Origin of the sequence: Neobacillus sp. 204 (genome assembly GCF_046562815.1) — a bacterium.
Lineage (GTDB): Bacteria > Bacillota > Bacilli > Bacillales > Cytobacillaceae > Neobacillus.
The window spans coordinates 162,107-177,707 of record NZ_JBJORY010000004.1; the positions used below are offsets into that span (position 1 = coordinate 162,107).

General features: G+C 38.3%; 17 protein-coding genes. 16 read left to right on the forward strand and 1 reads right to left on the reverse strand.

Annotated features, from left to right (window positions below; translation table 11 throughout):
• Positions 1 to 2 precede the first annotated feature (2 nt).
• The 10 genes from cpaB (at position 3) to ACJ004_RS10180 (ending at position 9,169) form a co-directional block, all read left to right on the forward strand.
• Positions 3 to 611: a Flp pilus assembly protein CpaB gene (cpaB, locus tag ACJ004_RS10135; RefSeq protein ID WP_410892796.1), complete on the forward strand. Its 609-nt coding sequence runs from the start codon at positions 3 to 5 to the stop codon at positions 609 to 611.
• Positions 608 to 1,819 (forward strand): CpaE/TadZ family protein, encoded by a 1,212-nt coding sequence (locus tag ACJ004_RS10140; RefSeq protein WP_410892797.1) that lies wholly within the window; start codon positions 608 to 610, stop codon positions 1,817 to 1,819. The genes cpaB and ACJ004_RS10140 overlap by 4 nt, the downstream gene beginning before the upstream one ends.
• Positions 1,806 to 3,158 (forward strand): TadA family conjugal transfer-associated ATPase, encoded by a 1,353-nt coding sequence (locus ACJ004_RS10145; protein WP_410892798.1) that lies wholly within the window; start codon positions 1,806 to 1,808, stop codon positions 3,156 to 3,158. The genes ACJ004_RS10140 and ACJ004_RS10145 overlap by 14 nt, the downstream gene beginning before the upstream one ends.
• Entirely contained in the window at positions 3,155 to 4,117 is a 963-nt protein-coding gene (locus ACJ004_RS10150; RefSeq protein WP_410892799.1) for a type II secretion system F family protein, read from the forward strand. Before ACJ004_RS10145 ends, ACJ004_RS10150 begins: the two co-directional genes overlap by 4 nt.
• Positions 4,118 to 4,121: 4 nt before the next feature.
• Entirely contained in the window at positions 4,122 to 5,054 is a 933-nt protein-coding gene (locus tag ACJ004_RS10155; protein ID WP_410892800.1) for a type II secretion system F family protein, read from the forward strand.
• 66 nt (positions 5,055 to 5,120) lie between these two features.
• Positions 5,121 to 5,447, forward strand: coding sequence for a helix-turn-helix domain-containing protein (locus tag ACJ004_RS10160; protein WP_410892801.1), 327 nt, complete (start codon positions 5,121 to 5,123; stop codon positions 5,445 to 5,447).
• 187 nt (positions 5,448 to 5,634) lie between these two features.
• The gene (locus ACJ004_RS10165; RefSeq protein WP_410892802.1) at positions 5,635 to 6,651 is read left to right on the forward strand and encodes a polysaccharide deacetylase family protein; all 1,017 of its coding nucleotides are present in this window, start codon (positions 5,635 to 5,637) and stop codon (positions 6,649 to 6,651) included.
• Between the two features lie 98 nt (positions 6,652 to 6,749).
• Complete coding sequence (locus ACJ004_RS10170; protein WP_410892803.1) at positions 6,750 to 7,754, forward strand: AI-2E family transporter; 1,005 nt, start codon at positions 6,750 to 6,752, stop codon at positions 7,752 to 7,754.
• Between the two features lie 61 nt (positions 7,755 to 7,815).
• Positions 7,816 to 8,049: a hypothetical protein gene (locus ACJ004_RS10175; protein ID WP_410892804.1), complete on the forward strand. Its 234-nt coding sequence runs from the start codon at positions 7,816 to 7,818 to the stop codon at positions 8,047 to 8,049.
• Positions 8,050 to 8,194: 145 nt separating this feature from the next.
• On the forward strand, positions 8,195 to 9,169 hold the full coding sequence (locus ACJ004_RS10180) for a cation diffusion facilitator family transporter (RefSeq protein WP_410892805.1): 975 nt from the start codon (positions 8,195 to 8,197) through the stop codon (positions 9,167 to 9,169).
• Positions 9,170 to 9,228: 59 nt separating this feature from the next.
• Here the strand turns inward: ACJ004_RS10180 and ACJ004_RS10185 are convergent, their stop codons facing one another.
• Positions 9,229 to 9,741, reverse strand: a complete 513-nt coding sequence (locus ACJ004_RS10185) for an acyl-CoA thioesterase (protein ID WP_410892806.1) — start codon at positions 9,739 to 9,741, stop codon at positions 9,229 to 9,231.
• A gap of 126 nt (positions 9,742 to 9,867) precedes the next feature.
• Here ACJ004_RS10185 and nadE point away from each other — a divergent pair, with 126 nt between their 5' ends.
• The 6 genes from nadE to ACJ004_RS10215 all read left to right on the forward strand — a co-directional run bounded on the left by nadE (position 9,868) and on the right by ACJ004_RS10215 (position 15,597).
• Entirely contained in the window at positions 9,868 to 10,689 is an 822-nt protein-coding gene (gene nadE, locus ACJ004_RS10190; protein WP_410892807.1) for an ammonia-dependent NAD(+) synthetase, read from the forward strand.
• A 250-nt stretch (positions 10,690 to 10,939) separates the two neighbouring features.
• Positions 10,940 to 12,370: an amino acid permease gene (locus ACJ004_RS10195; RefSeq protein ID WP_410892808.1), complete on the forward strand. Its 1,431-nt coding sequence runs from the start codon at positions 10,940 to 10,942 to the stop codon at positions 12,368 to 12,370.
• Between the two features lie 158 nt (positions 12,371 to 12,528).
• The gene (locus ACJ004_RS10200; protein ID WP_410892810.1) at positions 12,529 to 13,359 is read left to right on the forward strand and encodes an amino acid ABC transporter substrate-binding protein; all 831 of its coding nucleotides are present in this window, start codon (positions 12,529 to 12,531) and stop codon (positions 13,357 to 13,359) included.
• Entirely contained in the window at positions 13,346 to 14,044 is a 699-nt protein-coding gene (locus ACJ004_RS10205) for an amino acid ABC transporter permease (RefSeq protein WP_410893075.1), read from the forward strand. The genes ACJ004_RS10200 and ACJ004_RS10205 overlap by 14 nt, the downstream gene beginning before the upstream one ends.
• 15 nt (positions 14,045 to 14,059) lie before the next feature.
• Positions 14,060 to 14,794 carry an amino acid ABC transporter ATP-binding protein gene (locus ACJ004_RS10210; RefSeq protein WP_410892811.1) on the forward strand — a complete coding sequence of 245 codons (735 nt, stop codon included), beginning with the start codon at positions 14,060 to 14,062 and terminating at the stop codon, positions 14,792 to 14,794.
• 260 nt (positions 14,795 to 15,054) lie between these two features.
• Positions 15,055 to 15,597, forward strand: a complete 543-nt coding sequence (locus ACJ004_RS10215; RefSeq protein WP_410892812.1) for an NfeD family protein — start codon at positions 15,055 to 15,057, stop codon at positions 15,595 to 15,597.
• Positions 15,598 to 15,601 lie beyond the last annotated feature (4 nt).

The following is a 15,601-nucleotide window of genomic DNA, read 5'->3' on the forward strand; positions in this document are numbered from 1 at the left end:
GTATGAATACAAAAAAAATATGGATCATTTCATTAATATTGGGAATCGCGGTGGCAGGTATTGCTTATCTAACCGTATTCTCAAAAGGAACAGCTTCAACAACTTCAACATCTTCAGGGATTGAGGTTAGTCAGGAAAAAGAAAAGAAAAAAGCTGCAGATGAACAAGCTAAAAAAGAGAAAGAGCTGGAACGGGAATTCAATAATCCAATTGTTGAAATAAGTAAAGGAAAAAGGGCGATCTCGTTAAAAGTAAATCTGGAACAGGGTGTGTCAGGTTATATTGCTCAGAAATCTATGGTGGATGTCATTGCCTATGAATCAACAAAAGATGATAAAACCGGGAAAGAGTATAGATCTGCAGTACTTGTTCTTGAAAATGTGAAAGTTCTAACTTCTGGTAAATCAGCTGACAGCAAGGAAGAAGCCCTTCATTATGAAACCGTTACCTTAGAAGTCACTCCTGAAGAAGGAGTTATACTAGGTTTAGCATCCAAAGATAAGGATGGGTTTTATTTAATGCTTCGAAATACAGATGACACAGAAACCGGCAAAGCAGGACTAAAGCAAACAAGGGAAGTAATCAAAGAGGGGGCTAAAGAATCAAAATGAATATAAACTGGGTTTATTTTTCTGATACGAATACTCCTCCTGGTGAAATAAAAACACTTTTAGAAAAGAAGCAGTTTCATTTAACAGCGACCAATCAAATTGACAAGCTTCGTACCCTCTTAGTTGAGAATAATCAATTAGTATTATTTATTAAATCGCATACGTTTTTTAACGTATTTGACCTTTGCCAAGAAATATCTGTTCTTTACCCACATGTTTATATCATCTTAATTGTCCCAGATAACAGGGAGAACCTGAAAAAAGCAATGCATATGGGGGCATCGGATACTCTTCGTTCTTCGTACAACCATGAAGAACTTTGTGAAGCAATTGAACACGCGAAGAAATATATGCAGCATCGGGCAAAGAAGGATACTAGGTTTGTAAACTTATTAAAAGAAAAAAGTAAAGTAATTGCCGTCTCTAATCCAAAGGGCGGTATAGGTCGGACGATCGTAACTGTTAATCTAGCGGTTGCGCTTGCAAGAATGGGGAAAAAAGTCGCTGTTATTGATGGAAACCTCCAATTTGGTGAGGTGGCCACGTACTATAATGTGAAACCCAAAAGAACAATTTATGAATGGGTGAAGGAAGGATATGGCCGTGAAAATTATTCAATCAACCAATATATGACTAATGTGGAGGGCGATGTATCCATACTTGCTGCTCCGCCCCGTCCAGAGTTCTTTGAAGGAATTTTGGTGGAACACATAAAAGCGGCAATTGAAGAAGCAAAGAAACTATTCGATGTTGTCTTAATTGATATGCCAGTCCACTTATCAGAAATTCATTTGCAATGCCTTGATTTATCAGATGAAATATTACTATTAACAGTAAATGAAATTTCTGTTCTCAGGTTAAGTCAGCTTTATTTAGATACTTTAGAATCTATTAATTTAAAGGATCGAGTAAAACTAATTTTGAACCGTTATGTAAAGGGGCAGGGGCTCGAAATAAATAAAATTGAAGAAATCCTAGGGAGGGAGATTGTTTTTAGATTACCTGAACAAGCAAATGTCGCATCCTCTTCCATAAAAATAGGACAGCCGTTTATTCTGTCGAACTCACGAAGTCATCTTGGAAAAGCGGTTTTGAAGCTATCTGAAAAGCTATTTGAACAGAAATTGGTTGATACAAAGGAAATAAAAAAGGTAAAACGCTGGAGCCTATTAGGAAAGCGAGGAGAAAATGGAAATGTCTCTATTTAATCGGTATAAAGATAGGGCTAATACACCGAGTGCACCAAGCGAAGAGATCCAAGAGTTGCCGGTCCTAAAAAGGTCACAGGAATTTTGGGATCTTGAAGCTAGTTTACACAATTATTTATTAGAAGAGTTGAAAAAAAATCCTGGGCAGAATAAAGAACAGGAAAAAAAGTTAATAGAGGAATTAGGAGAAGCTTTTTTTATCGAAGAAGGTGTAAGGTTAACCTTTGAAGAAAAGCAAGAAATATTAAAATATGTAAAAGATGAATTGCTTGCATATGGTCCGATTACGCCATTATTAGAGAATCCACTTATTAGTGAGGTTATGGTGAATAGTCATGATGAAGTCTATTATGAAAAAGACGGTAAGATTGCAAGGAGTGAGGTAAGTTTTGTGGATCATCAGCATGTCATGCGCGTGATCGAGCGGATCGTTTCACCAATTGGCCGTCGTGTAGATGAAAGTTCTCCGATGGTTGATGCCCGCCTGCCTGATGGCTCGCGTGTAAATGCGATTATTCCTCCCCTTGCTATAAAAGGCCCGAGTCTGACCATTCGGAAATTCTCTGACACCCCTTTTTCTATAAATGATTTAACTCGCTTTGGAACCTTAAGTGTCGATATGGCGGAATTCCTAAATATTTGTGTTAAGTCTAGGCTCAATATTTTTATCAGCGGCGGCACAGGATCAGGGAAAACTTCAACTTTAAATGTTCTATCTTCATTTATTCCAAATAGAGAACGAATTGTAACGATTGAAGATGCGGCTGAGCTTAAGCTTCATCAGGAACACATTGTATCACTGGAATCCCGTCCAGCCAATATCGAGGGAAAAGGACAAATAACCATACGAGATTTAGTGCGAAACTCACTGCGTATGCGACCTGACCGAATTGTGGTCGGCGAGGTTCGTGGGGCAGAAGCTTTAGATATGCTCCAGGCAATGAATACGGGTCATGACGGCAGTTTAAGTACAGGGCATGCTAACTCACCTCGTGATATTCTTTCCCGCTTGGAAACAATGGTGTTGATGGCTGGCTATGAGCTCCCAGTAAGGGCAATCCGTGAGCAGATTGCTAATGCCATCGATTTAATTGTTCATCAATCAAGAATGAAGGATGGTACTAGAAAAATAACTCATATTACTGAAGTGTTAGGTATGGAAGGAGAAACAATCGTTCTCCAAGATCTATTTTTATTTAAAGAAAAGGGACATACAGATGATGGTCAGGTTCAAGGAAGCTTTACTAGTACAGGTATTCGTCCAAAGTTTACGGAGCAGCTGGAATTGAATGGATACTCATTGCCTGCTTCATGGTTTGTTGGGGAGTGGTTTAATTGAAATTAGCCATTGAATTGGTTTTTGTATTTTTGGTTGTTAGTATTTCGATGTACCTTTTCATAAGAGGATATTCAAATAAGAGGAGAATGGATAACCGAATCAAAGAATTATTATCAGCTTCTCAAGTAGAAGAGGCAATTACCAAGAAAGAAAAAAGGTCATCTATTTTTAAACATTTTTTTCTTTCCCTTGCCAATCTTTTTAAAAATGTTCAATTTAGTGAGAAAACAGCAAAAATGTTAGTAGAAGCTGGAAGTAAATTGAAACCAGAAGAGTTTTTTGCTTTGAGAATTGTAGCCTCTGCTGGTTTCGGACTGGTCACAGCCTTCCTAGGCCTCCAATGGTATCTTTCTGCCATTGCGGTAATTATTGGATTTATGATTCCTAACTTTATTATGAAACAAAAGAGGAAAAAACGGTTAACAAGATTATCCTATCAGTTAATCGAAGTCTTGGGGATGATAGCGAATTCAATGAGGGCAGGCTTCAGCTTTATGCAGGCAATGCAACTTGTTGGGAAAGAAATACCAGACCCGCTAGGACCCGAATTTGACCGAGTTGTCCGTCAGGCAGGATTAGGGTCCCCATTAGATGATATTTTTGAAGAATTAGTAGACCGATTGCCAAACAAAGAGCTGGAAGTAGTTGTACAGGCAATATTGGCACAAAGGAAAAGCGGCGGGAATCTTGCCGAGCTCCTTGAAACAATGGAAGAAACAATTAGAGGAAGAGTAAAAGTTCTGGAAGAATTAAACACTTTGACAGCACAGGGAAGGATGTCATCTTGGATCATTACCTTGCTGCCGGTGGGGCTTGGTTTATATTTATCACTGGTGAGCAGGGACTATTTCCGACCTATGCTTGAACATCCATTAGGGTGGACGTTGCTATCTGTAGGCAGTGTCTCTATTATTATTGGCTGGGTAGTTATCCAGAAAATCATCCGAATTGAGGTGTAGGTTTATGCTGGAAATCGTTTTCATTTTTCTATCAGCTGGGTTCGTGACATTCATGGTAGCAGGAATATTGTTAACCATTTTCAAAAAAGAACTTGCTTTCAATGAACGTGTTAGTAAGTACTTTGGGGAACCTGGTAAAAAACAAAAAAATGATTCTTTAAGGATAAAGAATGAAGAAAAATTAAGAGAGATTTTCGATCGGTATTGGAATAAGGGTACCGATATGTTAAATCAAAAGGTTTCAAAAGTAGAACGAAAAAAACTAGATTTGCTACTAAGGGACGCGGGTAATCCATTTAAGTCTGCCATTGATTTCAGGCTATTCCAATTTGTGTTAAGCATTGGTATTAGTATACCAATCGTACTCTTTATCTTGCCTGCTGCCGACAATAAAATGTCAGTGTGGATAATGGCTATAGCAATGGCATTTTTAGGTTTCCGACTCCCAGTGTTTTTTCTAGGGAAAAAGAAGACTGCGAGAATTAAGGAAATTAACAAATCAATGCCTGATTTTTTTGATACCGTCAACCTTTTGCTCGAAGCAGGAATGGGTTTGGATTTGGCACTAGCAGAGGTGTCTAAAAAATATAAGGGTCCTCTATCAGAAGAGTTTCTGCAAACCTTGGAAGATATGAAACTCGGTAAATCAAGAAGAGAGGCCTTTTATGATCTTCGGAAGCGTATACCTTCTGATTCGTTCCAAAGCATCATTACATCGTTAATTCAGGCTGATCAGCTTGGAATAGGCATGGCTAAGGTATTAGGCAATCTAACGGTACGTGTTCGGGAGCAACGTCGCGAGGCAGCCCGCGAGCAGGCGATGAAAGCACCGGTGAAGATGCTGTTTCCAATGGTATTTTTCATCTTTCCTTCGTTATTTATAGTTATATTAGGACCATTAGTTATTCAGTTGGTTACAAACGGACTTGGTGGCTAATTATTTTCAAGCTCATTTTATTGTGAGATAAGTATTGATGAACCTTGTTTTTGAAGGAGGGATTCGATGTTTGGCATTAAACTTAATAAATTGCGAAAAGAAAAAGGGTATTCAATAAATAAATTAAGTGAACTTACTGGAATTTCAAAATCTTATTTAAGCTTACTTGAAAGGGAAGTTCAGAATAACCCAAGTATTGATATTATCGAAAAAATAGCTAAAGCCCTTGAAGTCGATATAAATTATTTGATTAGGTCAACAGAGTACAAAGTGTCCCAGAGTACTATGATAAAATTTGAAATTAATCTGTTAGAAGACGGCCTGAATCAGGTAAAATTAGAGAAGATTAAGGAGTTATTCAGCTTACTCGGAAAAGATGAAGAAAACAGTTAATTCCTAAAAAAGCCACTTGGATGGCTTTTTTTTTATGGGTCTTTCTGCCCGTTATTTTATGTCGGAAAGTACCTAAGTATGTAATAGGGATAATATTGTAATATTTTCATAGTTTGGTAACACTTTGGTTAAAAATTCGTCTATAATGGAGGAAGAAAAATAATAAACACCAAAGAGGGAATGATCAATGGGGAATCTTAAAAGCAGTTGGTCGAAGGGGACGATAATTGCCGTCATTGTTGTTACTTTATTGTTTGGAGGAATATTTGTAAGTAATTATTTTCAAGCAAAAGCAGCAAGCAATGAATCTAAAAATCACCCAAAAAGTAAGTTTACTAATCAGCCTGATGAAAAAAATGTGAGCTCAAAAACCATTGTGCAAAACACTAACGATTTAAGGCTAGAAAAAGAAATCATGGAAAAACAGCAAAAGGAAGCTACACACTGGAGAAACGAGCAAGAACGAGAGATTAGTAATTTACCCAATAATCATACTACAGTTACTGCGGTGATCCCCACAGAAAAAGTTAAAACTACTTCTCAACCACCGTCAAAGGATTCTAATGCAGCTCCGACTAAACAAAAAAATACAAAACTAAGCAACAGTGGAAAGAAAATAGTTTATTTAACATTTGATGATGGGCCAGCTCCATTTTCCGATAAGATTATCAAACTTCTGGAAAAGTATCAATTTAAGGCTACATTCTTTATGATTGATGGGAATATTAAGAGATATCCTGAATCGGTAAAATTAATGACCAAGACAGGGGAAACAGTTGGACTACATAGTGTATCTCACAGTCAAAAGATATTTTATAAATCTAAAAAAACAGTGCTAAGTGAATTAACCCAAAATCGAAATACCTTAATGGAAGTATCAGGTGTTAATTCTTATATCATGAGAACGCCTTATGGCAGCGCCCCAAACATGACTGACGAGTATAAAAAGGCCGTTAAGGAAAAAGGGTATATTATGTGGGATTGGAATATAGATAGTAAGGATTGGTATTATAGGGATAAGCGATATGTTAATAATGCTATTAACCAAATAGAAAAGATGAAACACCATAATGGGCCGCTTGTCATTCTTTTACATGAGCGAAAGGAAACACTTGCCCATTTGCCAAAACTTCTAGACTATTTAAAGAAACATGGATATGTAGGCAAACCAATTGCAAATACAACGACGCCTGTCCAATTTTAAAAAAAAGACAAAATACTTGCGGGTTTGGTATAATCAACATATTGTTAAAATTCTTTCATGTGAATTATAGTGAAGATAATGGGGATCGATAATAGACTATGATCAATAAACTATTGCAGAGTACAGGTTTCAAGAGAATATCTATTTTTGTCTTAATTGCTATTGTTATTTATGGAATGAAGTCCATGATTAATTTAATCCTGCTGACGTTCATTTTTGCGTTTTTAATGGATCGCTTAGTGCAATTTATTGAAGGTAAAATACCGATTAATAGAAAGTTGATTGTTGTCATTTCGTATGCAAGCATTGTTGGTTTGCTTTCTTACGGTTTGGTCATGTACCTGCCAATGATTGCAGGTGAAATTACTGCCTTAATCAAGCAGTTAACCACTTTTTATACATCAAAACATAATAACTTTGTACTGAATTATATTGTAAGCCGGCTTGAAGAAATTAAAATCTCCAGTTACTTAGAGCAGGGCTTTACCTTTGTATTAAAGTACTTTACGGATATTAGTAAAATTGGATTGCAAATTTTATTAGCGCTGTTAATGAGTTTGTTCTTCTTATTAGAAAAACCGCGCTTAATTGAATTTACAAAGAAATTTAGAACAAGTAAGATTGCCCCTATTTACTCAGAAATTGAATTTTTTGCAAGAAAGTTTGTAGGTACATTTGGTAAAGTAATTGAAGCACAACTTATTATTGCGGTTGTGAACTGTATTTTGACCACAATCTCCTTATGGATATTGGATTTTCCACAGCTTGGCGGTTTATCGATTATGATTTTCGTTTTGGGACTAATTCCAGTTGCTGGTGTTATTATCTCAATAATACCGCTGGCAATCATTGCCTATAGTATTGGCGGTTTGGTTACTGTTCTTTACGTCGGCATTGCGATTCTGATTATTCATGGCATCGAAGCATATATATTAAATCCAAATTTAATGAGTTCTAAAACAAATCTTCCTGTCTTCTATACATTTATTGTATTGATTTTCTCCGAACACTTCTTTGGTGTGTGGGGGTTGATTGTTGGGATTCCAGTTTTTGTTTTCCTTTTGGATGTTTTAGAAGTGACCGAGAGTAAGAAGGTTAAATAAAAAGCCCAGTAAAGGGCTTTTTTGTTTATACTAGTAGTATTAATGCTAAGGGGGAAATCACATGAGCGAATGTAAACTAAATCATACCCATGAAGATGTAAAAAATAAATATGAATTACAAGCAGCTTTTCTTCCCGAGGAGATGAAGCCATTATTTCATCAATTCTTTGAAAAAGAACATACACAGGACATCTTAAACGAAGTGTTTCATTTGCTTAAAAAGTACGATTTAGCTACTGAGGAAGAGCAAGGAAACAGATATAACCGCTTAAATTTAGTGCTGAAGAACATTTAATTAGTTTGGGTCCTATAGAATGATAGGGCCCTGCTTATTTTTAGAGCCTGTTGGAAAGGTTTCCTTTTAAAAGTTATTTATAATGAAATAGCTTATTTTTGAAAATATTAAAAATAGCAAAGCTTACTGAAGAAAAGAGGATACGATGGGAGAAATACTACAATTAGTAAAACGGGGCAATAAATCGGCCCTTTTGGCGGCGATCATTAATACAATCATTTCGATTATTAAAGGTGTGGCCTTTATGTTTACGGGCAATGTGGCCATGTTTGCTGAAACGATGCACAGTCTTGGCGATGCTGCAAACCAGTTTTTTGTGTTTGTTGGTTCTGCCTTAAGTAAAAAGGCGCCAACTGAGAGGTATCCAAACGGGTTTGGGCGATTAGTGAATCTCGTTCTGTTAGGGGCTGTACTGATTGTCGGAATTATGGCATTTGAAACCATAAAAGAAGGCTACCACCATGTGGTTCATCCAACAGAGTCGGGTGGTTTTATCATTAATTTACTTGTTTTAGCAGTTGCGACACTTCTAGAAATGTTTGTCTTATTTAAAGCGATGAAAGAGATTTTACATGATATTGAGGTAAAAGCAAGCGGATTTCAAGTGTTTACACAAAGCTTTGCTAATTTGGGAAAAGCTAAACCTGCTACTAAGCTTGTTTTCATGGAGGATCTTGTGGCAACTATAGGCGGTTTGCTGGCTATCATGGCAGTTGTTATTTCTCACTTTACAGCATTCCACCAAATAGAAGGGCTCGCCTCCATGCTGATTGGAGCGATGATGCTCTTTGTTGTCGGCAAGGTCTTTTTGGATAATGCAGCAGGGGTCCTTGGTCAAGCAGATGAAGAAATGGAAAACAAAATCGGCACTCTTGTCATGGAAGATCCTGATGTAAAGGATATTCAAGGGATAACCGTCATTAAAGAGGGCGAAGATTTGCATGTGGAATTAGAAATCGAGGTCGATCCAAGATTAACGGTCGCCGCTGCCGATGATATTAAAGACCGTCTAGAGGAAAAAATCATGGCGGAAAAAGGCGTCGTCGATGTCACCATTGAGTTTGATGAGGAAGATGAAGTCATGTCTTGGCAAGGACGAACGGAACAGAAAGTGAAGTAAGAAAAAAGGTTCGCGGTATTCGCGAACCTTTTTGTGTTAAACGGGTACTTTCGTCCTTATTATTCCCAAGGTTTATGTATTGTCAGTATGCTTGCTAGATCTTTACTGCTTTTTCTGTGTTCTTTCCGTTTTTCTGCTCGTTCTTTTCCTGTTTCAAACAGCTTTTTTTCTTCTTCGGTTTCGGGGACGATACTCGGAACCTTTGTTGGCTTGCCTTTTTCGTCTAAGGCGACAAAGGTTAAAAAGGCGGTAGCGGCAATTTTTCTATCGCCAGACATTAAATTCTCCGCAATTACTTTAACGAAAATCTCCATCGAAGATGTTCCTGTCGATGAGACAAACGTTTCAATGCAAACAGAATCCTTCGGTGTAATCGGACTAAGAAAGTCGACCGAATCAATCGAAGCCGTAACACACTCCGCTCTAGAATGTCTGACGGCCGAGATGGAAGCGATCATATCGATATCGCTGATTAGCTTCCCGCCAAACAAGGTATTATGGTTGTTTACATCATTTGGAAAAATCCTGCTCGTTCTTACCACTCGAGATTCATTACATGTTTTTGCTTCCATCAAAATCCCTCCATATATTCTCTATGTTAATCTACCCAAATTACAATTTTATCTGCATTTTAGTGAAATCCAACCATTTGTGTTACATTATTTAATATAACGATTGTTTGTCAGGAGGTACAGTAAATGAATTTACAAGAGAAGATTATGAAAGAATTAAATGTCAATCCAACCATTCAACCGCAAGAGGAAATTAGGGAACGAATCGATTTTTTAAAAAATTATCTGTTAAAAACGAAGGCCAAGGGCTATGTGTTGGGAATAAGCGGCGGTCAGGACTCAACGCTTGCTGGACGACTTGCCCAATTAGCGGTCGAAGAATTGCGCAATGATGGGACCGATGCCTTGTTTATTGCTGTTCGTCTCCCTTATGGTGTCCAACAAGATGAGGAAGATGCGAAGCGTTCGTTAGCCTTTATTCGCGCGGATCGAGAGACAGTTTTTAACATCAAAATCCCAGTAGATGAAGTCCAAAAAGAATATGATGCCAGCTATCAAGGGGCACCGTTAAGCGATTATCAAAAAGGAAATGTAAAGGCAAGGATGAGAATGATTGCTCAATATGCTATTGGTGGTATGGAAGGTCTCCTTGTAATTGGGACAGACCATGCAGCAGAGGCTGTTACCGGTTTCTATACAAAGTATGGCGATGGAGGGGCTGATATCCTTCCGCTCAGCGGCTTATCGAAGCGGCAGGGGAAAGCTTTGTTAAAAGAACTGGGTGCCGATGAACGCCTCTATTTAAAAACACCTACGGCAGACCTTCTAGACCAAAAGCCTGGTCAGGCCGACGAAACAGAATTAGGTATTACCTATGATGAACTCGACGACTATCTGGAAGGGAAATCCGTTTCAAAAGAGGTTGCTGAAAAAATAGAACAGCGTTATCTGATGACAGAACATAAACGCCAGCTCCCAACTACGATGTTCGATGAGTGGTGGAAATAATGAGAAAAGAGATTGCTAAGCCAGCAGTCTCTTTTTTTCGTCAAAAAGATGGTCCCTCCAAAAAATGGACCACCTTCCATTAAACGAACTCCCTTCACCACCTTAATGCTTTATCAGGATAAAATTTCCCATTGACACAATTCGTATCGGGTCTTATATTTAATAAAGTATTTTAATATTTATTCAAGTGAATGACAAATAAATCATTATTTTAAAATAAATAATACAGATTAAAGAGAGGGATTTTACCATGGGGAACGCTAATAAATTAGGATTTTGGGTATTAACGGCCCTTGTTGTCGGAAACATGGTCGGGTCAGGGATTTTTATGCTGCCAAGCTCGCTTTCTGAAGCAGCAAGTCCTGCGGGTGTCATTTCAGCATGGCTTGTAACAGGTCTTGGTGTATTAATGACAGCTCTTGTATTTGGTAATCTTGCAATTCGAAAACCAAATATAACAGGTGGTCCACAAATTTATGCAAAGGAACTATTTAAATCAGGTTCACACGCATCAATCTTATCAGGGTTTATGTCTTCTTGGGGTTATTGGATTGGTAACCTTGCAGGGAATGTTGCGATGATCACAACCTTTGCTGGTTATTTATCAACTTTTTTCCCTATTTTAACAAGCCAGGCTGATTGGTTTACGATTGCCGGTTTTACGCTTAAGGTTGGAAATGGATTAACTTTTCTTGTCTGTTCCTTATTGCTTTGGGGAACTCACTTTATTATCTTACGTGGGATGGAAAGTGCCGGAAAGCTGAATTTTATCGCAACAGCTGCTAAAGTTGCCGGATTTATTCTGTTTATTATTGTTGGTTTATTTGCATTTGAAAAAAGTAATATGCTCCCGTTCATGGCCGAAAGAATGGACGAAGCCGGCCATGCCATGGGAATGATGAGTCAAGTGAACAGTGCCGCTGTAAATACATTATGGGCATTTATAGGGGTAGAATCTGCGGTCGTGTTTGCTTCTCGTGCTAGAAAACAAACGGATGTGAAACGTGCTACCATCCTTGGCTTATTTATTGCCCTTGGGATCTACATCGGGATTAGCACCTTAGTTATGGGGATGTTAGACCAAAACACGCTTATGCATTCTGATAAGCCGCTAATTGATGCAATTCAATCCGTTTTAGGACCAGTCGCAGGGAAAGTATTAGCAGGGATTGGCTTAATAAGTTTATTTGGTTCAACGATTGGCTGGTTAATGTTAAGTGCAGAAGTACCTTATCAAGCTGCAAAGCAGGGCTTATTCCTTCCAGCTTTCAAAAAAGAAAACAAAAAGGGATTGCCGTTGTTTTCAATGATTGTTTCTAATGGGCTAGGACAACTGTTTATTTTTTCAACAGTTTCAAAATCTATTTCTGATGCTTTTGGATTCGTCATCGTTATTGCAACGTTATCATACTTGGTACCTTACTTTATCTCTTCCGTATATCAGCTGAAATTAGTAGTAACGGGCGAAACCTATAAAGGGGATCGCTCAAGAATCACGGATGGGATTATTGCCCTGCTTTCAACTATTTATTCAGTATGGGTAATTATCGCAGGAACAGCAGATATCAAAACCTTTACCTACGGGATGATTTTGATCGCAAGCGGTGTGCTCTTTTATGGTCCACTGTGGAGAAGAAAAAAGGCAGCAGACATGGAACAAAAGGAAGCTTTATCAGCATAATAATTTTTAAACCTATCAGAATTCCTCTGATAGGTTTTTATTTTGTAAAAAAGGGTAAAATAATTTTAATTTCGTTCACATCATTTCCTTTGACAGAAATCAATCCGTGTAATATGATTAAATCCGATAAAAACTATAAGAATTAGGGGGTTTCATAAGTGAAAAAACTAACGGTTATTTTTGCACTATTATTAAGTTTTATGTTGGTACTGTCAGCATGCGGCCAGAATAATGCAAATAAAGATAATAACAAATCTGACAACAAGACTGCTGAAAAGGCAGATAATGATTTATTGAAAAAGGTAAAAGATGAGGGAACACTTTTAATTGGCACAGAAGGTACATATCCTCCGTTTACTTTCCATGATACAAGTGGCAATCTAACTGGATTTGACGTGGATCTTGCAACTGAGGTTGCCAAACGAATCGGGGTAAAACCTGAATTTAAAGAAACACAGTGGGATGCAATGTTTGCAGGATTAGATGCAAAGCGTTTTGATATGATTGCTAATCAGGTTGGGATTCGTCCAGATCGTCAAGAAAAGTATGATTTCTCAGACCCATATATTACCTCTGCAGGTGTCCTGATTGCCCATAAAGATAACGATAAAGTTAAAGCCTTTGAAGATATTAAGGGATTAAATGCGGCTCAATCCATGACAAGTAACTATGCAGATATGGCGAAGAAATATGGAGCGAAGATTGTTGGAGTGGAAGGTTTCCAGCAAGCTGTTGAGCTTCTTGCCCAAAAACGTGTCGATGTGACCATTAACGATAAACTTTCATTTTTAGACTATAAAAAGCAAAAGCCTGATGCACCAATTAAGGTTGTTGCAACAGCAAATGATGCTTCTTCAAGCGGCTTTATGTTTAGAAAGAATAGCGATACTCTTGTGGACGAAGTGAATAAAGCTCTAAAAGATATCGTCGATGATGGCACCTACAAAAAAATCTCTGAGAAATGGTTTGGTGAAGATGTACTTAAATAGTATTTTTGCTGACCCAGAACGAACAGAAAGATTAATTGAGATTGCAAAGACTTCCCTCCAGCCGTTGCTGGAGGGTGCTGTTATGAATACCATTCCATTAACAATCGTTTCGTTTATCATCGGGATTATACTGGCTGTGTTAACTGCGCTTGCCCGAATTTCTCAGGTGAAATTCTTTCAAGGGTTAGCCAGAGTTTATGTTTCAGCAATCCGTGGTACTCCATTGCTGGTTCAATTATTCATTATTTTTTATGGACTTCCTAATATAGGAGTAACCCTGGATCCATTTATATCCGCGGTCATTGGTTTTTCCCTAAGCGTCGGGGCTTATGCTTCAGAAATTATTCGCGCAGCGATTATCTCCATTCCGAAGGGGCAGTGGGAAGCTGGTTATTCGATTGGAATGACTTATACCCAGGCGTTAAAAAGAATTATTCTTCCGCAGGCAACAAGAGTATCGATACCGCCATTATCAAATACATTTATTAGTCTCGTAAAAGATACCTCACTTGCGTCACTTGTGCTTGTAACGGAGATGTTTCGCAGAGCCCAGGAAATTGCTTCCACCAATTATGAATTCTTATTAGTTTATTCTGAAGCAGCACTTGTCTATTGGGTACTTTGCTTTTTCCTTTCTGTTCTTCAAGGGTTCATGGAAAAGAGACTGGACCGTTACACGTCTTAATGAGGGAGTTTTACGATGATTTCAATTAAAGGATTATATAAGCAATTTGGTCAATTAGAGGTCTTAAAAGGGATTGACCTGGTCGTTGAAAAAGGAAAAGTGGTCGTTGTTATTGGTCCCTCGGGGTCTGGAAAGACCACGATGCTACGCTGTCTGAATGTGCTCGAAACCCCAAATAAAGGGATCATTTCCATCGAGGGACAAAGCTTAGATTTTTCTAAAAATGTACCAAAAAAACAAATCGCCTCGTTCCGGCGCTTAACCGGGATGGTTTTTCAAAGCTATAACCTCTTCCCGCACAAAACTGCACTTCAAAACGTCATGGAAGGTCCGATGATTGTTAAAGGAGAGAGTAAAGAAACTGCAAGGAAAAAAGCACAGGCGCTACTTGAAAAGGTAGGACTTGGTGATAAGCAAGATTACTTTCCAGCCCAGCTTTCCGGAGGTCAGCAGCAGCGTGTCGGTATTGCTCGGGCACTCGCAATGGAACCGGAAGTTATGCTCTTTGATGAGCCGACCTCTGCACTTGATCCCGAACTCGTTGGAGAGGTGTTAAAAGTGATGAAGGACCTTGCTGGGGAAGGGATGACGATGATCGTTGTTACCCATGAAATGCGCTTTGCCCGTGAAGCGGCTGATGAAGTTATTTTCATGGACCAAGGTGTGATTGTCGAGAGGAACAAGCCAGAAGAAATCTTTACTAATCCAAAAGAAGAACGAACGAAGAAGTTCTTGAATATGATTCAATAAGGTGCTGTAGCTAAATGCTATGGCACTTTTTTATTTTTAAGGGAAGAAAAGTTCATAGATTCTCCATATTAGCATAGCAGGATTTCGACAAGTTTTATCGAAATCTTGAATAGATTAGTAAATTTTTAGAAAAAAAGCGAAACTTTTTCCATAATTTAACCGTATTTAAGGTATATACATAGGAAGGGATTGAGCAAATGGATGAGGAGTGGTGGTTACGCAAAAAATGGATTTAAAATGAATAAGAAGGATGGATGCAAATGGAACCATTCAGCATTCCGTTAGAAACGATTTATTTATATGGGTTAATTATTTCCGGGATTCTAACTGTTTTATATGTGTTATTTGCCGATGTTTTTCATTTTCATGGATTTGGGGATGGACTTGATTTTCTTAATCCTGTCCTGATCTTTGCGTTCGTGACAATCCTGTCGGGGAGCGGTTATCTGTTTGAACGGCTTTCGTCACTCCATTATTTACTGATTTTAGGGATTGCTGCTGTTGCAGCCTTCATTGTTGTGACATTATTAAATGTCTTTGTACTTGTCCCGCTTTCGTCGGCGGAGGAATCGCTTGTTTATAAAGAATCAGATTTGCGGGGCCGGGTTGGAACTGTAATTACCACCATTCCAGTTGACGGGTTTGGTGAAGTGATGATTGACAGTACAAGTGGCAGAATTGCTAAGCCAGCATCAAGTTTTGATGGTGACCTGATCCAGAGTGGCACAAAAGTGCTGATTGTTCAAGTAGAAAATGGTGTCCTGCAAGTAACGGTTCATCATCAATTAGAGAGATTTGTATAGGGAG